Genomic DNA, 22,569 nt, shown 5'->3' with positions numbered 1-22,569 from the left:
AAGTTCTCGGAACGGCTTTCAGCCGAAGAGCGAAAGGATCGTCCACAGCGTCGACTTGGTCGAGCAGCTGTCCACCAGCCGGTGCGACCGCGGGGCGGCCCTGCCCGTCACGTTGCCCATGGAGTTCACGGTTGAGCAGCCGCTGCGCTGGGCCATACGGCGGCGGTCGGCACCGGCGGGCTCGAAGTCCGCCCCGCGGAAGTAGGTCACGTCGTGGTTCTTCCGCTCGTCCGCCACGTTGTTGAAGATCGAGCGGACCGGAGCACTGGCCGCCCACGCGCAGGTCTCGTCGCCCGAGTGCCAGTCGGCGTCGTCGCCGCGCCAACTGCACAGCTCGCCGTTGCCGTTGTACTCGCTGAAGAAGCAGACGCTGTCCTCGGGGCACCGGTGGTAGCCGTAGACCAGCTGGCCGTCAGGTCCTCTTGACGCCGACTCCGTGGGCAGGGCCGCGTACACCGGCACTCCGTCGTCCTGGTTCACGTACAGGTACGCCGCCCCCAGTGTCCCGGTCGTTGCCAGCAGCACGGTGGCCAGGGCCGACGTCAGTACGGGGTGCCGCTGCCAGAATCGGGGGCGCAGGCGGGGCAGGCGGGCCGAGCGGGCAACGCCCGCAGCCTCCTCCACGCGGCGCAGGAGCGCGGCCGTGTCGTGCGTGGCGCGTTCCCGGTGCTTCGGGGCCAGACAGTCCCGCACTATCTGCCGCCACGCGTCGGGCAGATCGGGAGACAGCCGCAGTTCCTCCGCGCCCCGCGCGTACCGCATCGCCGCGTCGGTACGAGCCTCCGTGCTGCTGCCCGGCAAGGGGTGGGAGCCCGTGAGGACCACGTGTGCGAGGACGCCGAAGGACCAGACGTCGGCGGAAGGACGGATCCGCGTGCCCCGCTCGTCGATCTCGGCCCAGAACAGTTCCGGTGGGGTGTAGTCGGGGGTGGCGAAGACCGGCGCGTACGCGTGGGTGCCTTCCAGTTCGGCGGCCAGGCTGAAGTCGGCCAGCCGTACCGAACCGTCTTTCATCAGCAGGACGTTGGCGGGCTTCAGATCGCCGTGCACCCAGCCCGCGTGGTGCAGCTGGTGCAGGCCCTCGCAGATCTGGGCCAGCAGCGCGGGGCCCGACTCGGGCGTCGGGTCGTGTTCCAGCAGGGTGTCGAGGGAGCCTTCGGCGCGCTCCAGGACGAGGACGGTGGCGCCGTCGAGTTCGGGGTGCTCCGGGTCGTCCACGGTCAGTGTCTCGTACATCCGGATCAGGCGCGGCGCCCGGAGCCGCTCCAGCAACTCCACTTCCCGCTTGGCGAGTTCGCGCAGATGGCGCAGTTGGCGCGGGGTGCGGGTGCCCGTCGGCAGGAACTTCAGGGCGGCCCGGCGGGGCAGGGCCGGGTCCGCCTCGCCGGTCGCCCTGCCCGCGTACACGGTCGCGAAGGCACCCGACGCCAGAGGCTCCCGTACCTCCCATTGCCCCACGCGGTAGCCCTGCGGTACGGGGACGGTGTGCGACTGCTCTCCGGTCATCCGGCCACCCTGCGGGCCGGACCGACCTCAGGTGTTCCACCAACTGCTCGACCGCCCGCGGCGGGGAGCGGGGTGCCCGGCCCGACGCAAGCCGGTGCCACGACGATGACGCTGTGCACGGACCTGCCCCCTCCCCCGATCCATGAGGGCAACCCTCACGCAACCCTCACCCGCCGGCGAAGCGCAGAGTAAGGCTCGTTCCAGACAGACGACGAAGCTTTGCCCGCGGACGGCGCGTCCGGCCGTGTGGTCCCACCTGAAGCGATCCGTCACTTCCGGGTTCCCGCCGCTGTCCAGGAGGTGGCCGGTGCGACTCTAGCCGTCCACCTCGTACCGCCCGACCTCCAGGAAGTACCGCAACTCCTCCGGAGTGCCGTCGATGGCGTCCGACGCCGCCGCCCGCAGCGCGTCGCTGATGGCCGGGTCGGCGAGGATGCGGGCGACGGCGACGCGGTCGTCCTCGGCCTGGGCGAGGCGGTGGCCGGTCTCCAGGAAGGCGCGCAGGGCTTCCGGGGTGCCGGCGTCGAGGGCCTTGTTGGCCTCCCTGATGACCGCCTTGTCGCCGTTCTGCGTGGCGATGTGGAGGATGCGGAAGGTGGCGACGCGGTCGTCCTCGAACTGCGCGATCCAGCGGCCGGTCTCCAGGAAGGCGCGCAGGGCTTCCGGGGTGCCGGCGTCGAGGGCCTTGTTGGCCTCCCTGATGACCGCCTTGTCGCCGTTCTGCGTGGCGATGTGGAGGATGCGGAAGGTGGCGACGCGGTCGTCCTCGAACTGCGCGATCCAGCGGCCCGTCTCCAGGAAGTACCGCTGGTCCTCGATGGTGCCGTCCAGGGCGGCCTGCGCGGCGGCGTGGACCGCCTTGCCGGTGTCGGGGTCGCCGATGATCCGCGCGATCGCGACCCGGACGTCGTCGTCGGACATCTCGCCGACCGGCGTGGTGGAGCCGTCCGTGCCCGACGTCGCCGTGACGGGCGTGGACGAGGCGGCGGCCGTGTCGGAGGCGAGGGCCGGAGTGGTGAGCAGGAGGGCCGGCGTCAGAGCGGTGGCGGCGATGGTCAGGGCGGCGCGGGTCAGTCTCACGGGTGGACCTTCCTTGCGAACGTCGGGAACAGGGACTCCCATACACGGAACCGGCGGATGAGGCACAGGCGCTGGGTCGTTGCCGCTTCGTCGAAAACAGCGGCACACGGCCCTCCCCCGAACCTGTGCCTCATCTGCCGGTGCGGACATCTTCGCTCTGCTCGCGCCGGAATCCATTGCCGGAAGTAGGCAGTCTTAGGGGCTTGTTGCTGCCGTTCCGCTTCTCGCCCTTCGGGGCGGCACGGGACCGGGACGAAAACGGCGTACGGCCGGCCGGTCATCGGACCACCTCGCCGGTCTCGCCGGACAGCACCACCAGGTCGTCCTCGCGGACCAGGTCGAAGCGGAGCGCGAGCGAGACCAGCGACTCCTTCTTGCCGTTGACGCGCAGGCCGGGCTCGGCGGTGTCGGGGCCGGGGCGCAGCCGGAGTTTGAGGGCCAGGTAGTCGATGTTCCAGTAGACGGACGAGCGGCTGACCGCCGGCCAGACCGGACGCAATCGCTCCACCAGTTGCTCGGCCGCCGGAAGCGGCGCGTGCGGTTCCCCGCGCAGCCTGGGCTCGCAGAGCGCGGCCAGCACCGCGAAGTACCGGCTGGTGCGGTCCAGAGCGAACGCCGGTGCCGTGGCGGTGCCGGGGAGCCCCCGGCGGTCGGCGCTGCGGAAGGCGTGGCGTGGCGCCCACACGTCGAAGGTGAGCAGGTCTCCCGCGGCGGGCAGGACCACCCGCGAGAACTCGAACGGCACCGGGGCTTCCATCCGGCCAGGCGCGATCTTGAGGTGTTCTCCCGCACCCTCCGGGTTCTCCACCACGTAGGTCTGGTCCTCGCTGAGGTTGCTCAGCAGCCAGAAGGACCGGTGTGCCGTGATTTCCCCGGCGACCCGGGGCACCCCTGCGTGGTCGATGGTCATTCCGCCGTCCGTGCCGGCCCTGCCGAACGTCAGCCGTTCGCCCGCGGCGATCCTGACCTGCTCTTCCGCGCTGCCGCACATCGGTGGTACGACGATGACGCTGTACATGGAGTCGTCCCCCTCCTCCTGTGACGCCAGGGGGTGCGCAGCCCCCGTCCGACGAGGGGCAGAGTAGGGGACGGTTTTGAACGAGTACGAAGCATCGAGCCTGATACAGCGCGTCTGTGAAGGGTTTGTGAGAGAAGGCGGCACCTCTCGGGGTCGCTTCTTCCCGGGCGGCGCGTACTCCTCGAGGTAGCGGGCGACGCGGGCGGCGTGCCGCGTACGTCCGGCGGGATGCCGCCCGTCGTGTCCACCGTCCGGTACGACCTCCGGTAGGCGGCGGCGATCAGCACCCGCCGGTCGCCGCCAGGTCCCCGTGCAGGCGCGGCGCGATCCAGCACAGGTAGCGGCCGCGGGAGGTGAGGCGTTCGCCGGGCGCGTGTCTGTTCCGGCTGCGGTTTCGCTCGTCCTCCGTGGTCGGCGGAGGTACCACGATGACGCTGTACGAGGTGCTCTCCTCGTGCCTGAACAGCTACCACCGTCAGACCAGGGCGACGCACCAGGGCCGTGCCTCCCTCGTACGGGTGAGACACGGCCCTTGGGTGTGATGGGCGTGAACTGGTTCGCCCGCCGGGGTTCGTTCAGTGGCGGGGGCGGTTGAACCAGGCCTTGCCGGCCGCGTTGCCGACGAACACCGCGATCAGGACGGCCAGGACGGTGTGCACCAGGCCGACGATGAAGAACGGGTAGATGCCGAGCACCGCCGTGATGATGGCGAAGACCAGGATGGTGATCCGGGCGCCGTTGCCGCCGTTCTTGAACTTCGTCGCCAGGACGGCCGCGAACACGAGCCAGGCCAGGCCGAACACCACGTAGCCCCAGATCAGGCCGGTCGAGTCGCCGACCAGATCCTGGAAGGCGGTGTTGTCCTGGAGGGACTCGTCGTCCTTCGCGGCGTCGAGGGCCGCGGCGCCGAGGGCGAGGAGCACCACGGCGACGACCTGCAGACCGACGATCACCCACATCATCACGCGGGCCGCGCTCACCGAGCCCGGCATCGTGGTCGGCGCGGCGGGACCGCCGTAGGGGGACACCGGAGGGGCCTGCGGGTAGCCGTACCCGGGCGCCTGCCCCTGCTGCTGCGGGTGGCCGTAGCCCGGCTGCTGCGGCTGCTGACCCTGGGGCGCACCGTAGGGGTTGTTCGGATCGCCGTAGCTCATAAGGGACTTTCCTCCGTTGGTCGGAATGCGGGGACGCGCGCGGCACCGCACGGAGGAGAGTTCTTCAGATTGCGACCGTCCCCCCGTTGAGCTGCCCGCGACACTCGTCAGATCATCGTTCTGCACCCTTGAGCGGCTTGTCCAGCCGCATTTCCGATGTGTTGTGCAAGTGCAACATCACCGATCTTGGACGGATACGGGAGGGCGGAGCCGCCGGTGCCCGGATCGCGGCCGGATTGGAACCCTGGCGGGGTCATCCGCGAGGATGGGGTCATGACCGCCCAGATTCTCGATGGCAAGGCCACCGCAGCCGCGATCAAGTCCGATCTGACCGCCCGCGTGGCGGCGCTGAAGGAGAAGGGCGTCACGCCCGGCCTCGGCACGATCCTGGTCGGGGACGACCCCGGCAGTCAGAAGTATGTCGCCGGCAAGCACCGCGACTGCGCGCAGGTCGGCATCGCCTCCATCCAGCGGGAGCTGCCCGGCACCGCCACGCAGGAGGAGATCGAGGCGGCCGTGCGCGAGCTGAACGAGGACCCGGCCTGCACCGGGTACATCGTGCAACTGCCGCTGCCCCGGGGCATCGACGAGAACCGCATCCTCGAACTGATGGACCCGGACAAGGACGCGGACGGGCTGCATCCGATGAACCTCGGCCGCCTCGTCCTGAACGAGCCCGCGCCGCTGCCCTGCACCCCGAACGGCGTGCTCACCCTCCTGCGCCAGTTCGGCGTGGAGATCAAGGGCGCCGAGGTCGTGGTCGTCGGCCGCGGTGTGACCATCGGCCGGCCGATGCCGCTGCTGCTCACGCGCCGCAGCGAGAACGCGACCGTGACCCAGTGCCACACCGGCACGCGTGACCTGTCGGCGCACCTGCGGCGCGCGGACATCATCGTCGCCGCGGCCGGTTCCGCCCATCTGATCCGCGCCGAGGACGTCAAGCCGGGCGCGGCCGTCCTCGACGTCGGTGTCTCCCGCAGCGCCGAGGGCAAGATCGTGGGCGACGTCCACCCGGACGTGGCCGAGGTCGCCGGCTGGATCTCCCCGAACCCCGGCGGAGTCGGCCCGATGACCCGTGCCCAGCTGCTCGTCAACGTGGTCGAGGCGGCGGAGCGCGGTGTCGGCTGAGCACCAGGCCCCGAGCGGGCAGGACAATCCCGAGGAACTCACCGTCCGGGACCCCGTCAGCGCGCCCGACGCCGAGGGGCGGCCGCGGCGGGTCACCCGGCGGTTCCCGCTGTTCACCAAGGACACCGCGCGGCCCGAGGGCGGTGGCCGGGCGGCGCCCGGGGACGCGCCCGCGCCGGCGCGGCAGTGGCCCGTGCTCTGCGTGCTGGGCCTGGCCGGGGTCGGACTGCTCGTGACCGCGTTCGACCGGTTCCGGCTCGGGACGCTGCTCATCGGGATCGCCCTGCTGGGCGGTGGTGTGCTGCGCCGGCTGCTGCCCGACGTCGGCATGCTCGCCGTCCGCTCCCGCTTCACGGACATGGTCACGTACGGCGTGCTGGGCACCATGATCGTCCTGCTGGCCCTGATGGCACAGCCGGACCCGTGGCTGGAGATCCCGTTCCTGCAGGACACCCTGCACTTCACGGTCACCAGCGAGTGACGAGACGGCGGCCCGTCCTCTCCCCCGAGGAAGGACGGACCGCCGTCCGCGACCCACCCTCGTGCACGGCGAACGGCCTGTTCAACGCCTGTCAGTGCGCTGTGGCACGGAAGTGACAGTTCCGGTACGTCCTGCTTCCGATACCGCTCGAAGTGGTGCGACAGCGGGGATGGCGTGGACAATCAGGACGGGCCGGGGTGTATCGCGCGCGGTCGCCACGCTCCTGTGCGCCCCCGGTCGGGGAACTGAGATCCTGAGCGGGCGCATCCCAGTGGGTAGCCACCACGGGGACTCGGTCAAGGCCGCCACGCGCGGGGCGAACCGCGCGAGAGAAATATCAGCACGTAGCGGGGGAAGAGGGGGGAAACAATGCCTCGTTGGAAGGCCTTGCCGGATGAGCTCGATCCGCAGATCCGGGAGTTCACCAGTCAGCTGCGCAGGCTGGTGGACCGCAGTGGTCTGAGCATCGCGTCGGTGGCGGACCGCACGGGTTACAGCAAGACGTCGTGGGAGCGTTACCTGAACGGCAGACTGCTCGCGCCGAAGGGCGCGATCGTGGCGCTGGCCGAGGTCACCGGCACCAATCCGATGCACCTCACCACCATGTGGGAGCTCGCCGAGCGCGCCTGGAGCCGCTCGGAGATGCGGCACGACATGACGATGGAGGCCATACGGATCTCCCAGGCGCGCGCCGCGCTCGGGGAGTTCGGCGGGCAGGACTTCGGCGGCCCCTCCGGTGGTTCCGAGGGGAGCGGCACGGCGGCGTCCCCGGGCGGCGGCAAGCCGCCCCGCCGCGGCGGCAGCGCCACCGTCACGCCGGGCATCGCGGGCCCGGCCGGGGTCGCACCGAGCGTGCCGCCGCAGCCCACGGCCCCCGAGGTCCAGGACTCCACCGGCAGCGGTGCACGCGAGGCCGGGGTCAATTCGTGGGGTATGGCCGGGTACAAGGGCCCGTCGTCGACGGGGGCGCGCCCCGCCGGCACCGGATCGCGGCCCGGCTCCGAAACCCCCGGCGGCCCCGCCCGGGCACCCGCGGCGGGCTCGTACGGCGAACCCCCGTGGGACACGCCCCCCGCCCACTCCCGCCGGGCCGGCGGCTCCCGCCCCTCCGGCCCCGCCGCCGGCAAGCGGCGGACCGCCACGTTCGCCGCCGGTGTCGTGGGCGTGCTCGTGGTGATCGCCGGCGCGTTCTACCTCACCGGCGGCGGCGACAAGAACAAGGACAGCGCGACGTCGCCCTCGCCGACCGCCAGCACCAACCCGAAGCTGCCGCCCGGCGTGAAGTGCAGCGGCGACGCGTGCACCGGCAAGGACGCGGAGATCATGGGGTGCAGTGGCGACCTGGTGACCACGGCGCGGACCGCGACCGTCGGCAGCACCGTCGTCGAGGTCCGCTACAGCGAGACCTGCAAGGCCGCCTGGGGGCGTATCACCCAGGCGGCACAGGGCGACGAGGTCCAGATCAGCGCGGGCAAGGCGAAGCAGAACGGCGGCATCACCGTCGCTGGGGACACCATCGCGTACACCCCGATGGTGGCCGTGCGGAGCGCCGCCGACGCCAAGGCCTGCGCCACGCTGGCGGCCGGGCAGCAGGGCTGCACCGAGTAGACCGCCGCCGGGCCCGTCCGCGGGCCGGGCGAAAAACTCCGGCGAGGGGGAATGCCCGCCGGAATCAGGGGCAGGCGGACCGTACCCCCACGGGAGCCCGGCATGGTCGGTATCCCCCAGGCGGCCGCCTTCGTCCTCCTCTCCCGGACGGGCGGCCGCCTCCTGTGCGCCGGGGGACGGGTTGTGGGCCGGGCCACACCGACCCGGACGTCCGGGATCCCGGATGCGCGGTAGCCTGACGGCTGGTTGGATCTCTTGACGCCAAGAGATCGATCAAACGTCCGGGGCAGGGACCCCGCCCCACCGCCAGCTGTCATACGGAGAACGCCATGACCCGCACTCCCGTGAACGTCACCGTCACCGGCGCGGCCGGCCAGATCGGTTACGCCCTGCTCTTCCGCATCGCCTCCGGTCAGCTGCTCGGCGCGGACGTGCCGGTGAAGCTGCGCCTCCTGGAGATCACGCCCGCCCTGAAGGCGGCCGAGGGCACGGCCATGGAGCTGGACGACTGCGCCTTCCCGCTGCTGCAGGGCATCGACATCACGGACGACCCGAACGTCGCCTTCGACGGAACGAACGTCGGCCTGCTTGTCGGCGCCCGCCCCCGCACCAAGGGCATGGAGCGCGGCGACCTGCTGGAGGCCAACGGCGGCATCTTCAAGCCGCAGGGCCAGGCCATCAACGCCCACGCCGCGGACGACGTCAAGATCCTGGTCGTCGGCAACCCGGCCAACACCAACGCCCTGATCGCCCAGGCCGCCGCGCCGGACGTCCCCGCCGAGCGGTTCACGGCCATGACCCGCCTGGACCACAACCGCGCCCTGACCCAGCTGTCGAAGAAGACCGGCACCCCGGTCTCGGAGATCAAGAAGCTGACGATCTGGGGCAACCACTCCGCCACGCAGTACCCGGACATCTTCCACGCCACGGTGGCCGGCAAGAACGCCGCCGAGGTCGTGAACGACGAGAAGTGGCTGGCCGACGACTTCATCCCTACCGTCGCCAAGCGCGGCGCCGCCATCATCGAGGCCCGTGGCGCCTCGTCGGCCGCGTCCGCCGCCAACGCCGCCATCGACCACGTCTACAGCTGGGTCAACGGCACCGCCGACGGCGACTGGGTCTCCATGGGCATCCCGTCGGACGGCTCCTACGGTGTCCCGGAGGGCCTGATCTCCTCCTTCCCCGTCACCTGCGAGGACGGCACGTACGAGATCGTCCAGGGCCTGGAGATCAACGACTTCTCCCGCGCCCGGATCGACGCCTCCGTCAAGGAGCTCGAGGAGGAGCGCGAGGCGGTCCGCGGCCTCGGCCTCATCTGACCTGAGCCCCCTCCACGCTCGTACGCGGGCCCCGCACCGGTTCCTTCCGGTTCGGGGCCCGCGGTCTTTCCGGAGCCGTCTTTGCCCTCGGCGGGTGACGGGAGGGCCCCCGGAGGGCTTCCGGCCTGGCACGACATGTCGTCGCCGCCTCTGATTGGTGGGTCGTTTGCGGGTATTTGCCCGCATCTCCCGTGACACAGCGCACTTTCGGCCATGGATCACGCATGCATCCAGGGGGCCAGGGCAGGCGCTCTCGGTCCCTTAGTGACACGCGTGTGACACAAGGGCGCTGATCAGGAACGGAAGGCGAAGAGCGATCATGGCGGCAAGTACCGAACTTCAGGCGAGCCAAACCATCCACGCGGGAGGAAAGTGGCGCCCGGCCGTCTCCGGGGCCACGCGCGAGATCCTCGACCCCGCGGACGCCCTGCCCTTCGCCGTCGTCGCGGAGGGCGACGAGAAGGACACCGACCTCGCGGTCGCAGCGGCGCGGCACGCGTTCGACGAGGGGGAGTGGCCGCGCACCCCCGTTACCGAGCGGGCCGCGCTGCTGCGTCGCGTCGCCGACCTGCTCGTGCGGGACCGGGAGAAGCTGGGCCTGCTGGAGGCCCGGGACGCGGGCAAGACCGTCGAGGAGGGCCGCGTCGACATCGACTGTGTCGCCGACGCCTTCCGCTACTTCGCCGACCTGGTCGCCGGCGAGGCCCCCGGCCGGGTCGTGGACGCGGGCTCACCCGACATCCACAGCGTCGTCGTGCACGAGCCGGTCGGCGTGTGCGCGATGATCACGCCCTGGAACTACCCGCTGCTCCAGGCCAGCTGGAAGATCGCCCCCGCCCTGGCCGCCGGTAACACCTTCGTCGTCAAGCCGAGCGAGATCACCCCGATGACGACCATCGCGCTGATCGGCCTGCTCGCCGAGGCCGGGCTGCCCGCCGGTGTCGCCAACATCGTCACCGGGCCGGGCCACTCGGTCGGCGCCCGGCTCTCCGCGCACCCCGACGTCGACCTGGTCTCCTTCACCGGCGGCCTGGTCAGCGGCACCAAGGTCGCCGAGGCCGCCGCGCCCACCGTCAAGAAGGTCGCCCTCGAACTCGGCGGCAAGAACCCCAACGTCGTCTTCGCCGACGCCTGCGCCACCGAGGAGGGCTTCGACACCGCCGTCGACCAGGCCCTCAACGCCGCCTTCATCCACAGCGGCCAGGTCTGCTCGGCCGGTGCCCGCCTCATCGTCGAGGAGTCGGTCCGGGACCGTTTCGTCACCGAACTCGCCCGGCGCGCCGAGAAGATCCGCCTCGGCCGCGGCACCGAGGAAGGCGTCGAGTGCGGCCCGCTGGTCTCCGAGCAGCAGCGCGCCAAGGTCGAGATGTACGTCGACTCGGCCCTCAAGGAGGGCGCCGTGCTGCGCTCCGGCGGCAAGCGCCCCGAGCCGTCCCCGCAGCGCCCGGAGAACGGCTACTTCTACGAGCCGACCGTCCTCGACCACTGCCACCGCGAGATGCGCGTCGTACGGGAGGAGGTCTTCGGGCCGGTCCTCACCGTCGAGACCTTCCGTACCGAGGACGAGGCCGTCGCGCTCGCCAACGACACCGAGTACGGACTCGCGGGCGGCGTCTGGACCGCCGACGCGGGCCGCGCCCGCCGCGTGGCCGGCCGGCTGCGCCACGGCACGATCTGGATCAACGACTTCCACCCCTATCTGCCGCAGGCGGAGTGGGGCGGCTTCGGCAAGAGCGGAGTGGGCCGCGAACTCGGCCCCGCCGGACTCGCCGAGTACCGAGAGACCAAGCACGTCTACCAGAACCTCGCCCCGAAGCCGGTGCGCTGGTTCGCGGGCTGACCCCGCATTCCGTATCGGGCTGCCGACCGGCCCGGGTCGACCCCCGCACCCCCGGGCCGGCGTCCCCGTCCCCCGACGCCCGTCCACTTGACCCCCACTGGAGCAAGCACGTCATGTCCCACACCAGTCATGAGTACGACTATGTCGTGATAGGCGGCGGAACAGCAGGTTCCGTCATCGCCTCGCGTCTCACCGAGAACCCCGATGTCACCGTCGCCGTCATCGAGGGCGGTCCCAGCGACATGGACCGCGACGACGTGCTGACCCTGCGCCGCTGGATGGGCCTGCTCGGCGGCGAGCTCGACTACGACTACCCCACCACCGAACAGCCCCGCGGGAACTCCCACATCCGGCACAGCCGGGCCCGCGTCCTGGGCGGCTGCTCCTCGCACAACACCCTGATCGCCTTCAAGCCGCTGCCCGCCGACTGGGACGAGTGGGAGGCCGCCGGCGCCAAGGGCTGGGGCGCGGTGCAGATGGAGGCGTACTTCGCACGCCTGCTCAACAACATCGTCCCGGTCGACGAGAAGGACCGGAACGCCATCGCCCGCGACTTCGTCGACGCCGCACAGGAGACGCTCGGCGTCCCGCGCGTCGAGGGCTTCAACAAGAAGCCGTTCACCGAGGGCGTCGGCTTCTTCGACCTCGCCTACCACCCCGAGAACAACAAGCGGTCCTCGGCGTCGGTGGCGTATCTGCACCCGGTGATGGACGAGCGCCCCAACCTGACGATCCTGCTGGAGACCTGGGCGTACAAGCTGGAGCTCGACGGCAACCGGGCCGAGGGCGTGCACGTGCGCACCAAGGACGGCGAGGAGATCCTCGTCAAGGCCCGGGGCGAGGTCCTGCTGTGCGCCGGCGCCGTCGACTCGCCCCGGCTGCTGATGCACTCCGGCATCGGCCCCAAGGCCGACCTGGAGAAGCTCGGCATCCCCGTCACGCACGACCTGCCGGGCGTCGGCGAGAACCTGCTCGACCACCCCGAGTCGGTCATCGTCTGGGAGACGAACGGCCCCATCCCGGAGAACTCCGCGATGGACTCCGACGCGGGCCTGTTCGTGCGCCGCGACCCCGAACTGCCGCACCCCGACCTGATGTTCCACTTCTACCAGGTGCCCTTCACGGACAACCCGGAGCGACTGGGCTACCAGCGGCCCGAGTTCGGAGTCTCGATGACCCCGAACATCCCCAAGCCGAAGAGCCGCGGCCGGCTGTACCTGACCAGCGCCGACCCCGAGGTCAAGCCCGCCCTGGACTTCCGCTACTTCACCGACGAGGACGACTACGACGGCCGCACCCTCGTCGACGGCATCAGGATCGCCCGCGAGATCGCCAGGACCGAGCCCCTGGCCGGCTGGCTCAAGCGCGAGGTCTGCCCCGGTCCGGACGTCACCGGTGACGAGGAGCTCAGCGAGTACGCCCGCAAGGTCGCGCACACCGTCTACCACCCGGCCGGCACCTGCAAGATGGGCGACGCCGACGACCAGAACGCCGTCGTCGACCCCGAGCTGCGCGTCCGCGGCCTGGAGGGCATCCGCATCGCCGACGCCTCCGTGTTCCCCACCATGACCACCGTGAACCCGATGATCGGCGTGCTCATGGTCGGGGAGAAGGCCGCCGAGCTGGTCGGTGGTGGTTCCCGATGACCGCGACCCTCGAACCCCCCACGGAGCAGACCATGGACACCACACCCGTCTTCTCGGTGGAGGGCCTGTGGAAGGTGTTCGGCCCCAAAGCCGAGCGCGTCCCCGCCGACCCCGAGCTCACCGCCCTCGACCCCGCCGAGCTGCGCGCCCGCACCGGCTGCACGGCCGCAGTCCGGGACGTCAGCTTCGACGTGCGCAAGGGCGAGGTCTTCGTCGTCATGGGCCTGTCCGGCTCCGGCAAGTCCACGCTGGTGCGCTGTCTGACCCGGCTGATCGAGCCGACCGCCGGCACCATAGCCATCGACGGCGAGGACGTCCGCGCCATGGACCGCTCCCGGCTGCGCGAACTGCGCCGCCACCGCGCCGCGATGGTCTTCCAGCACTTCGGCCTGCTGCCGCACCGCACGGTCCTCGACAACGTCGCCTACGGCCTGGAGATCCAGGGCATGGGCAAGGCCGAGCGGCGTGAGCGGGCCGCCGAGGTCGTCGCCAAGGTCGGCCTGGAAGGCATGGAGCACCGCCGCCCCGGCCAGCTCTCCGGCGGCCAGCGGCAGCGCGTCGGCCTGGCCCGCGCCCTCGCCGTCGACCCCGAAGTCCTGCTGTTCGACGAGCCGTTCAGCGCGCTCGACCCGCTCATCCGGCGCGAGATGCAGGAGGAGGTGGTCCGCCTGCACCACGAGGAGGGCCGCACGATGGTCTTCATCACCCACGACCTCCAGGAAGCCCTCAAGCTGGGCGACCGCATCGCCCTGATGCGCGACGGCCGGGTCGTGCAGCTCGGCACGCCCGAGGAGATCGTGGGCGCGCCCGCCGACGACTACGTCCGCGAGTTCGTCCGGGACGTCCCGCGCGAGCAGGTCATGACCGTCCGTACGGCCATGCGCAGCCCCTCGGCGGACCAGGACGGCAGCGGACCGGCGGTCCGGCCCGACGCGACGGTCTCCGAGGCGATCGAGGCGGTCGCCCGCGCCGGCGCACCGGCCCGGGTCATGGACGACGGCCGCTGCGTGGGCGTGGTCGACTCCGACACCCTGCTCGGCGTCGTCGCCGGCACGGAGCGGCCCGCCCCGCCGGGGAACGAGCAGCCCAAGGAGGCGGTCTGATGGCGACGATCACCGCATCCCCGCCGCGCCCGGGCCTGCCCGGCCTCCTCAAGACCCCGGCCGTCCGCAAGCTGCTGCTGCTCGCCCTGGCCGCCGCGATCCTCGTGCCGCTGCTCAACGCCCGCTGGGCGAGCGGCACCTGGCCGAGCGCGCTGACCGTCGACTTCTCCGAGCCGCTCGCCGAGGCCAGCGACTGGATCATCGACAACCGTGACAGCCACCCGCTGTTCCTGTACTTCTTCGGCCACGTCAGCAACGTCGTCGTCATCGCCGTACGGGCCGTCTACCTCACCCTCCTGGCCATCGGCTGGGCGGGCGTCACGGCCCTGGGCGCGCTGGTCGCCTGGCGTGTGGCGGGCGTGAGGCTGGCGCTCGGCACGGCCGCCGCGTTCCTCGCCTGCGGGCTGCTCGGCATGTGGGTGCCGACCATGCAGACGCTCGCCCTCATGGTCGTCGCGGTCCTCGCGTCGGTCGTGGTGGGCGTGGTGCTCGGGCTCGCCGCCGGGCTGTCCGACCGGATGAACCGCGCCCTGCGCCCGGTCCTGGACACCATGCAGGTGCTGCCCGCCTTCGCCTACCTGCTGCCGGTCGTGCTGGTCTTCGGCATCGGCGTCCCGGCGGCCGTCCTGGCCACCGTCATCTACGCCGCCCCGCCCATGGCCCGGCTGACCTCGCTCGGCCTGCGCGGCGCCGACACGGAAGTGCTGGAGGCCGTCGAGTCGCTCGGCTCCACGGCACGCCAGCGCCTGCTCACCGCCCGGATCCCGCTGGCCCGCAAGGAACTCCTCCTCGGCGTCAACCAGACGATCATGATGGCGCTGTCCATGGCCGTCATCGCGGCCGTCATCGGCGCGGGCGGTCTCGGTGACCGCGTCTACCAGGCACTCGCCTCGGTCGACGTCGGTGCCGCGCTCGCCGCCGGCATCCCGATCGTGCTGCTGGCCGTCGTCCTGGACCGCGTCACGGCAGCGGCGGGAGAACGGCTCGGCGCCGATCCCGAACCCCGCAGCGGCCGCGGCTGGCTGTACGCCCTCATCGCGGTGGTCGCCGTGGCGGTCGCCGGGCGGCTCGCGGGCCGGCTCGACTGGCCCGAGGCCTGGGTCGTCGGCATCGCCGAGCCCGTCAACCGCGCCGTCGACTGGATGACCGCGCACCTGTACTCGGGCGTGCCCGTCATCGGCGGCACCGCCGACTGGGCGGGCCACTTCACCACCTGGGTCCTCGACCCGGTGCGCGACGGCCTGCAGGGGCTGCCCTGGTGGTCGGTCCTGCTGATCGTCGCCGCCCTGGCCTGGGTGATCGGCACCTGGCGCACCGCGCTCACCGCCGTCCTCGCCATGGCCGCGATCGGCGTCCTCGGCGTCTGGAAGCCGTCCCTGGACACCCTCTCCCAGGTCCTCGCCGCCGTCGCCGTCACCCTCGTCGTCGGCTTCGCCACCGGGATCGCCGCGGCCCGCAGCGACCGCCTGGAGCGGGCGCTGCGCCCCGTCCTGGACGTGTTCCAGACGATGCCGCAGTTCGTGTACCTGATCCCGGTCGTCGCCCTGTTCGGCGTCGGCCGCGCCCCGGCCGTCGCGGCCGCGATCGTCTACGCGCTGCCCGCCGTCGTCCGGATCACCACCCAGGGCCTGCGCCAGGTCGACCCGGCCGCGCTGGAGTCGTCCAGCTCGCTCGGCGCGACCAGCTGGCAGCAGCTGAGGCAGGTCCAGCTCCCGCTGGCCCGCCGGGCCCTGCTGCTCGCCGTCAACCAGGGCCTCGTCCTGGTCCTCGCCGTCGTCGTCATCGGCGGCCTGGTCGGCGGTGGCGCGCTCGGCTACGACGTCGTCTTCGGCCTCGCCCAGGGCGACCTGGCGACCGGTCTGGTGGCCGGCGCGGCGATCGTCTGCCTCGGCCTGATGCTCGACCGGGTGACCCAGCCCACCGAACGCCGCGCGACGAAGGGAGCGTGACATGCGAGTCCGTAAGACGGCCCTGGTCGCCGCTCTGAGCTCTCTGGCGCTGCTCACCGGCTGCGGTGCCGCCGACATGACCAAGCAGGCCTCGCCCTTCGCCAACGCGCAGGGGGCCAAGACCGTGACCCTGTCCGTGCAGTCCTGGGTGGGCGCCCAGGCCAACGTGGCCGTCGCCCAGTACATCCTGGAGCACGAACTGGGCTACCGCGTCGACACCGTCCAGGTCGACGAGGTGCCCGCCTGGGACGCCCTCAGCCAGGGCCGCGTCGACGCGCTCCTGGAGGACTGGGGCCACCCCGAGCAGGAGCAGCGGTACGTCAAGGACAAGAAGACGATCACCCCGGGCGGCGAACTCGGCGTCACCGGCCACATCGGCTGGTTCGTCCCGACGTACCTCGCCAAGCAGCACCCGGACATCACGAACTGGAAGAACCTCAACAAGTACTCCCACCTGTTCCGCACCCCGGAGAGCGGCAGCAAGGGCCAGCTGATGGACGGTTCGCCGTCCTACGTCACCAACGACAAGGCGCTGGTGAAGAACCTGAAGCTGGACTACCAGGTGGTGTTCGCGGGCTCCGAGGCGGCCCAGATCACGCAGATCAGGCAGTTCGCCAAGGAGAAGAAGCCCTTCCTCACCTACTGGTACACGCCCCAGTGGCTCTTCAAGAAGGTCCCCATGACCGAGGTGAAGCTGCCGCCGTACAAGGAGGGCTGCGACGCCGACCCGGAGAAGGTCGCCTGCGCCTATCCGCACACGCCGCTGCAGAAGTACCTGAACTCGGACTTCGCGAAGAACGGCGGCAAGGCCGCGGCCTTCCTGAAGAAGTTCAAGTGGACGACCGAGGACCAGAACGAGGTCTCCCTGCTGATCGCCGACAAGAAGATGACGCCGGAGGACGCCGCGAAGAAGTGGGTGGACGGCCACGAGTCCACGTGGAAGAAGTGGCTGTCCTGAGCGCCCCTACGGTCGCAGGCCGGCGGCGATCTCCCGCAGTGCGCGGGCGGCCCGCCGCTGGAGCCCCGGCCCGAAGGTGATCCGGGTGGCCCCTCGCGCGCCGAGTTCGGCGGGCGAGGGGCCACCGTCTGCGGGGGCGCCCACGTTGATCGGCCCCTGGATCCCGGCCCGCAGCAGCGGCAGCACGTCCGGCGGGGCGCCGATCGGGTAGACGCAGTCGGCGCCCGCGGCGACGTACAGCGCGGCTCGCTCTATGGCCCGGCCGGGGTCGGCGACCCCGCGGGCGAAGGTGTCCACACGGGCGTTGACGAAGAGCCGGTCACCGGCCTCGTGCCGCACCTCGGCCAGCCAGTCGGCGTGCGCGTGCGGGTCCCTGAGCACCTGGTTCCCGGAGTCCTCCAGGTTGCAGCCCACCGCCCCCACCTCCAGCAGCCGCTCCACGAGTTCCTTCGGCGCGAGACCGTACCCGCCCTCCACGTCCGCCGACACCGGCACGTCGACGGCCCGGACGATCCGGGCGACCGCCGCGAACATCTCGTCGGCCGGGACCTGCCCGTCCTCGTAGCCGAGGGAGGCGGCGACCCCGGCACTGGGCGTGGCGAGCGCCGGGAACCCGGCCTCGGCGAACACCTGGGCGCTCGCCGCGTCCCACGGCCCGGGCAGCACGAGGGGATCACCGGGTGCCCGGTGGTGGTGGAGGGCGCGGAACACGTCGGCCTTGCTCACGGCGTGTGACTCACTGGCCGGGTCCGGCCAGGCACCCCCCTGCTCCAGCTGGGGACGGTTCATTTGTACTGCCCCGGCTGGTAGTGCCCCGGCGCCATACGGCAGGTCACCCCGAACCGGTTCCAGGCGTTGATCACCGTGATCGCGGCGATCAGCTGGGCCAGCTCGGCCTCCTCGAAGTGCCTCGCGGCGTTCTCGTACACCTCGTCCGGCACGAAACCGTCCGTCAGCACCGTCACGGCCTCCGTCAGTTCCAGGGCCGCGAGCTCCTTCGCGGTGTAGAAGTGCCGCGACTCGTCCCAGGCGCCGAGCTGCACGATCCGTTCGACGCTCTCGCCCGACGCGAGGGCGTCCTTGGTGTGCATGTCGATGCAGAAGGCGCAGTGGTTGATCTGGGAGGCACGGATCTTCACCAGCTCGTACAGCTTGTGGTCCAGGCCCCGCCGGGCGGCGGTGTCCAGCCGGACCATCGCCTGGTAGACCTCGGGCGCGTGCTTGGCCCACTCCAGGCGGGCGGGCTGCTCGGGGGCGTACTCCGCGGTCGTCCTGGTCGTCCTGGTCGTGGTGTCGTCGGGATGCGTCGTCATGCCCTCGACCCTAGGGAGGAAGCAGCCCAGGAGTATGGTCCATTTCCATGGCGGAACCTCGGGCCACTTTGGGCATCGACCTGCACGTGGAGCCGACCGGTCCGGGTTTGCGGCGGGGGCTGACCGACGCCCTGCGTGAGGCGGTGCGCTCCGGCCGGCTGACCCCCGGCACCCGGCTGCCCTCCTCCCGTGCCCTCGCCGCCGACCTGGGCATCGCCCGCAACACGGTCGCCGACGCCTACGCCGACCTGGTCGCCGAGGGCTGGCTGACCGCCCGGCAGGGCTCGGGGACCCGGGTCGCCGACCGGAGGGTGGTCCCGCCGGCCGGCACGGCACCCCACTCCCGCGAGCGCACCCGCCCCGCCTACGACCTGCGCCCCGGCCGCCCCGACCTGGCGTCCTTCCCGCGCGCCCAGTGGCTCAAGGCGGCCCGCCGCGCCCTCGACGGCGCCCCCCACCACGCGCTGGACTACGGCGATGCCCGCGGCCGCCCCGAGCTGCGGGCCGCCCTCGCCGGCTACCTGTCCCGGGCCCGGGGCGTGCGCGCCGACCCCGAACGGATCGTGGTGTGCGCCGGGTTCGCGCACGGGCTGAAGCTGCTGGGCACGGTCCTGCGGGCCCGCGGAGCCCGGACGGTCGCGGTCGAGTCGTACGGCCTCGACGCGCACCGGGGACTCCTGACCGCGTCCGGCCTGCACACCACCCCGCTGCCCTTCGACCGGCGGGGCACGGATCCGGGCGGGTCTGCGGGTGCCGACGCGGTGCTGCTCACCCCTGCCCACCAGTTCCCGATGGGCGTGCCCCTGCACCGCGACCGCCGGGCGGCCGTCGTGGACTGGGCGCGGCGCACCGACGGACTGGTGCTGGAGGACGACTACGACGGCGAGTTCCGCTACGACCGGCAGCCCGTCGGCGCCCTCCAGGGCCTGGACCCCGACCGGGTCGTCTACCTGGGCACCGCCAGCAAGTCCCTCGCGCCCGGGCTGCGGCTGGCCTGGATGGTGCTGCCGCCGGATCTCGCCGGGGAGGTCGCGGCGGCGAAGGGCGGTGCCGACACCTGCGGGGCGCTGGACCAGCTGACCCTGGCCGAGTTCCTCACCTCCGGTGCCTACGACCGTCATGTGCGCGCGACCCGGCTGCGCTACCGGCGCCGCAGGGACGCCCTGGTCGCCGCCGTCGCGGCCCGGGCCCCCGAGGCCCGGGTCACCGGGATCGCGGCCGGTCTGCACGTCCTGCTGCGCCTGCTGCCCGGCACCGAGGAGGCGGTGGTCCAGGCGGCGAACTGGCGGGGTCTCGCGCTCCACGGACTCACCCGCTACAGCGACCCCGCCGCGCGGGCCGAGCCGGTCGACGCCCTGGTCGTCGGCTACGGCACACCGCCGGACCACGCGTGGTCGGGGGCGCTGGACGCGCTGTGCGCGGTACTGCCCGGATGAGCATGCGAAGGGACCACCAGGCGCGCACGCCCTGCCCCGCGAGCACGGCGGCCGCGCGGGCCGCGAGGTACCGCACCCGACCGTGGCTCCAGGACCGGTGCCCCTGGGGGAGGTGCGGCCCGCCCGGCTCACTCGCGCCACTCGGAGAGCTCCGCCGACCGCACCGCGAGCTTCCAGGCCGCCACAGCCGCGGCTCCGGGGCCGGCTCCCGACTCCGGCTTCGGCTCCCGGCCTCGGCTTCGGCTCCCGGCCCCGGCTTCGGCTCCCGACTCCGGCTTCGGCTCCCGGCCTCGGCTTCGGCTCCCGGCCCCGGCTTCCGCCCCGGCTTCGGCTCCCGGCCTCGGCTTCGGCTCCCGGCCTCGGCTTCCGCCCCGGCTCCCGGCTCCCGGCCCCGGCTTCGGATCCCGGCTCCGACTCCGGCTCCCGGCCCCGGCCCCGGCTTCGGCTCCGGTTCCGGCCCCGACTTGAGCTCTGGCCCCGGCCCTGACTTCGGCCCCGGCCCCGGCCAGGCGTCCCGGCCCCCGCCGGGCTCAGCGTGACGCGCGGGCCGGTCATCGCCGGGACTCCCCTGCCGTCGCGGCCGTCCGCCCCGGCGGGTCCTGCCGCACCATCCGGTCGGCCGTGTGCCGGTGCAGGGCCCGCATCGGGGCCGCCGTCTTCAGCAGCATCTCCTCGTACTCCGCCTCCGGATCGGAGCCGAGCACGATCGCGCCGCCCGCCCCCAGGTGCATCAGACCGCCGGCGAACACGGCCGTGCGGATCACGATGCCGAGATCCGCTCCGCCGCCGCACCCGAAGTAGCCGAGGGCGCCGGAGTACACGCCGCGGGCCTCGGTCTCCAGCGAGTCGATGATCTCCAGCGTGCGCAGCTTCGGCGCGCCGGTCATGGAACCGCCCGGGAAACAGGCCCGCACGCAGTCCACCGCGTCCGTGCCCTCCCGCAGCCTGCCCGACACGGTGGACACCAACTGGTGCACGGTTGCGTACGTCTCGGTCTCCATGAGCCGGGAGACCCGCACCGAGCCGGTCCGGCAGACCTGGCCCAGGTCATTGCGGAGCAGGTCGACGATCATCAGGTTCTCGGCCCGCGTCTTGGCGTCCGACGCGAGCGCGTCCCGCAGCCGGGCGTCCGCCTCAGGCCCGTCCCCTCGGGGCGCTGTGCCCTTGACGGGCCTGGCCTCGGCACTGCCGTCCCGGCCGATCCGCAGGAACCGCTCGGGCGAGGAACCGGCCACCTCCAGCTCCCCGAACCTCAGGAACGCCGCGTAGGGGGCCGGGTCGTCGCGGCGCAGCGTCCGGTAGAACTCGTAGGCGTCGGGCGGGGCGGGCAGCCGGGCGGCGTTCGTCAGGCAGACCTCGTAACTCGTACCGGCCCGCAACTCCCGGCGGCACGCCTCGATGTCCGCGAGGTACGTCGCCCGGTCGCGCACCAGCCACGGCTCGGTGGCGCCGGGGTCCGCCGGGGCGGGCGGCACGGGCAGGGGCGGCCGCTCGGTCGCCACGCACGTGAGGTCCGCCAGGACGCTCTCCAGCCAGTCGGCGGCCTCCCGCGCGGCCTGCGGGGTGTCCTCGGCCAGGCAGACGGCGTAGGTGAAGCCCTTGTGGTGGTCCACCGCGATCACCCGGTCGGCGAACAGCCAGGCGGCGTCCGGGGTGGGGGAGCGGTGCCGGCCCGGCGACCCGCAGTCCGCCTTCATCTCGTAGCCGAAGTAGCCGACGTAGCCCCCGGTGAAGTCGAAGGGCAGCCCGGTGGCGTCCACGCGACGGGTCGTCAGCTGCCGCTTCAGGTAGTCGAAGACACTCGCCGCGACCCGGCGCACCGGCCGTCCCGCCCGCTCGATCTCGCAGCGGCCCGTCGTGACGTCGTAGCGCACGAACTCGGACAGCGGCCCGCTGTCGTCCCCGAGGAACGAGAACCGGGAGCGGCCCGGCTCGACCAGCGAGCTGTCCAGCCAGAACGCCCGGGCGGACCCCGCGTACCGCCGGCTGAAGACCGCCTCGGTGTCGACGGCACCGGGGATACGGCGGGTGTGCAGGCGGTAGCCGGCCCGGCCGGGACGCCGGGGGCGGGGGATGACGGCAGCGGGTGCGCCGGCCGAGGGAGCGGCATCGGGACCGGCCGAGGGAGCGGTGGAGGACCGGCGGTCCCGCGCCGTTCCCGGCACCCCCGCGTCGCACACCGGCACCGCGGGCCGGCGCCGGACCCCCTCGTGCGACGGCACCGCCGTGTTCTTCGCGCGTAGCTTGCCGGCCCGTTCGGCCGTCAGGTTGCGGAAGTTCACGAGTATGCGGTGCCCGTACTCCGTGAGGACCGACTCGGGATGGAACTGCACGCCCCACAGCGGCCGGCTGCGGTGCCGGAGTCCCATCAGGACACCGTCCTCCGCCCACGCCGTGGCCTCCAGCGACTCGGGCAACGGCTCGCGCACGGCCAGGGAGTGGTACCGGACGGCGGTGAAGTGCTGCGGCAGGCCCCGGAACAGGTCCCGTTCGTCGTGCCGGACCGTGGACAGATGCCCGTGCCGCGGCTGCGGAGCGGGCCCCACCGGAGCGGACTCCCCGAGCGCGATGCCCTGATGCCCCAGGCACACGCCGAGCACGGGGACGGGGGAGGTCGCCAGCAGCCGCGCCCCGACGCCGAAGCCACGCGGGTCGGCCGGATGGCCGGGGCCGGGAGACACCACGAGGTTGTCGAACGCCCGGGGATCTGGAAGACCGTCGACGGGCACGTCGTTGCGGACGACGACCGGCTCCTCGCCGTTGACCTCGGCGATCAGCTGGAACAGGTTGTACGTGTACGAGTCGTCATTGTCGATGAGCAGGGTCTTCACCCGCCGACCTCCCTCTGTTCATTCGCGGGCCCAGGCATAACAGCGGCGTGCGAAACAGTGCGTTGAGGTCACCGCGACAGGGAAGCACCGTCGGATTGAACGGCAGCCCGGCCGGATAAACCGCGCTCATATTCACGGACCACGGTTTCCCTTTCGACGGCGGAGCCGGCGGTGCCTGGGCCAGGGGCCGCGGGTCGAA

17 protein-coding genes are annotated in these 22,569 nt (G+C 72.2%); 10 read left to right on the top strand and 7 right to left on the bottom strand.

What is annotated here, in order from left to right:
- Positions 1-18: 18 nt before the first annotated feature.
- From ACZ5TL_RS27670 to ACZ5TL_RS27655, 4 genes are all read right to left on the bottom strand, one after another.
- The gene (locus ACZ5TL_RS27670; RefSeq protein ID WP_468593126.1) at positions 19-1,506 is read right to left on the bottom strand and encodes a protein kinase domain-containing protein; all 1,488 of its coding nucleotides are present in this window, start codon (positions 1,504-1,506) and stop codon (positions 19-21) included.
- Positions 1,507-1,821: 315 nt separating this feature from the next.
- On the bottom strand, positions 1,822-2,586 hold the full coding sequence (locus ACZ5TL_RS27665) for an ALF repeat-containing protein (protein WP_468593125.1): 765 nt from the start codon (positions 2,584-2,586) through the stop codon (positions 1,822-1,824).
- A gap of 277 nt (positions 2,587-2,863) precedes the next feature.
- Complete coding sequence (locus ACZ5TL_RS27660; RefSeq protein ID WP_468593124.1) at positions 2,864-3,604, bottom strand: FHA domain-containing protein; 741 nt, start codon at positions 3,602-3,604, stop codon at positions 2,864-2,866.
- A 575-nt stretch (positions 3,605-4,179) separates the two neighbouring features.
- A complete protein-coding gene (locus ACZ5TL_RS27655) occupies positions 4,180-4,758 on the bottom strand; it encodes a hypothetical protein (protein ID WP_468593122.1) in 579 nt (192 codons plus the stop codon).
- Between the two features lie 273 nt (positions 4,759-5,031).
- Here ACZ5TL_RS27655 and ACZ5TL_RS27650 point away from each other — a divergent pair, with 273 nt between their 5' ends.
- The 9 genes from ACZ5TL_RS27650 to ACZ5TL_RS27610 all read left to right on the top strand — a co-directional run bounded on the left by ACZ5TL_RS27650 (position 5,032) and on the right by ACZ5TL_RS27610 (position 16,790).
- Positions 5,032-5,886 (top strand): bifunctional methylenetetrahydrofolate dehydrogenase/methenyltetrahydrofolate cyclohydrolase, encoded by an 855-nt coding sequence (locus tag ACZ5TL_RS27650; protein ID WP_468593121.1) that lies wholly within the window; start codon positions 5,032-5,034, stop codon positions 5,884-5,886.
- On the top strand, positions 5,876-6,367 hold the full coding sequence (locus ACZ5TL_RS27645; RefSeq protein ID WP_468593120.1) for a DUF3017 domain-containing protein: 492 nt from the start codon (positions 5,876-5,878) through the stop codon (positions 6,365-6,367). Before ACZ5TL_RS27650 ends, ACZ5TL_RS27645 begins: the two co-directional genes overlap by 11 nt.
- A 369-nt stretch (positions 6,368-6,736) precedes the next feature.
- On the top strand, positions 6,737-7,975 hold the full coding sequence (locus ACZ5TL_RS27640) for a helix-turn-helix domain-containing protein (protein WP_468593118.1): 1,239 nt from the start codon (positions 6,737-6,739) through the stop codon (positions 7,973-7,975).
- Between the two features lie 329 nt (positions 7,976-8,304).
- A complete protein-coding gene (locus ACZ5TL_RS27635) occupies positions 8,305-9,294 on the top strand; it encodes a malate dehydrogenase (protein WP_468593116.1) in 990 nt (329 codons plus the stop codon).
- 319 nt (positions 9,295-9,613) lie between these two features.
- Positions 9,614-11,134, top strand: coding sequence for an aldehyde dehydrogenase family protein (locus ACZ5TL_RS27630; protein WP_468593115.1), 1,521 nt, complete (start codon positions 9,614-9,616; stop codon positions 11,132-11,134).
- Between the two features lie 113 nt (positions 11,135-11,247).
- Positions 11,248-12,780: a GMC family oxidoreductase gene (locus ACZ5TL_RS27625; protein WP_468593114.1), complete on the top strand. Its 1,533-nt coding sequence runs from the start codon at positions 11,248-11,250 to the stop codon at positions 12,778-12,780.
- On the top strand, positions 12,777-13,883 hold the full coding sequence (locus ACZ5TL_RS27620) for a quaternary amine ABC transporter ATP-binding protein (RefSeq protein ID WP_468593112.1): 1,107 nt from the start codon (positions 12,777-12,779) through the stop codon (positions 13,881-13,883). Before ACZ5TL_RS27625 ends, ACZ5TL_RS27620 begins: the two co-directional genes overlap by 4 nt.
- Positions 13,883-15,832, top strand: coding sequence for an ABC transporter permease (locus ACZ5TL_RS27615; protein WP_468593111.1), 1,950 nt, complete (start codon positions 13,883-13,885; stop codon positions 15,830-15,832). The genes ACZ5TL_RS27620 and ACZ5TL_RS27615 overlap by 1 nt, the downstream gene beginning before the upstream one ends.
- 1 nt (position 15,833) lies before the next feature.
- Positions 15,834-16,790 carry an ABC transporter substrate-binding protein gene (locus tag ACZ5TL_RS27610; RefSeq protein ID WP_468593110.1) on the top strand — a complete coding sequence of 319 codons (957 nt, stop codon included), beginning with the start codon at positions 15,834-15,836 and terminating at the stop codon, positions 16,788-16,790.
- A 6-nt stretch (positions 16,791-16,796) separates the two neighbouring features.
- On the opposite strand, the gene ACZ5TL_RS27605 is transcribed toward ACZ5TL_RS27610, so the two are convergent.
- The gene (locus tag ACZ5TL_RS27605) at positions 16,797-17,516 is read right to left on the bottom strand and encodes an isocitrate lyase/PEP mutase family protein (RefSeq protein ID WP_468593109.1); all 720 of its coding nucleotides are present in this window, start codon (positions 17,514-17,516) and stop codon (positions 16,797-16,799) included.
- 59 nt (positions 17,517-17,575) lie between these two features.
- The gene (locus ACZ5TL_RS27600; protein ID WP_468593107.1) at positions 17,576-18,103 is read right to left on the bottom strand and encodes a carboxymuconolactone decarboxylase family protein; all 528 of its coding nucleotides are present in this window, start codon (positions 18,101-18,103) and stop codon (positions 17,576-17,578) included.
- Between the two features lie 47 nt (positions 18,104-18,150).
- On the opposite strand from ACZ5TL_RS27600, the gene pdxR reads away from it, so the two are divergent.
- Positions 18,151-19,539 carry a MocR-like pyridoxine biosynthesis transcription factor PdxR gene (gene pdxR / locus ACZ5TL_RS27595; protein ID WP_468593105.1) on the top strand — a complete coding sequence of 463 codons (1,389 nt, stop codon included), beginning with the start codon at positions 18,151-18,153 and terminating at the stop codon, positions 19,537-19,539.
- A gap of 551 nt (positions 19,540-20,090) precedes the next feature.
- Here the strand turns inward: pdxR and pabB are convergent.
- Positions 20,091-22,370, bottom strand: coding sequence for an aminodeoxychorismate synthase component I (pabB, locus tag ACZ5TL_RS27590; RefSeq protein ID WP_468593104.1), 2,280 nt, complete (start codon positions 22,368-22,370; stop codon positions 20,091-20,093).
- Between the last annotated feature and the right edge of the window lie 199 nt (positions 22,371-22,569).

The organism is Streptomyces sp. NPDC033136 (assembly GCF_055578235.1).
Note: the sequence above shows the minus strand (reverse complement) of the source record. Positions and strands in the feature narration are given on the sequence as shown.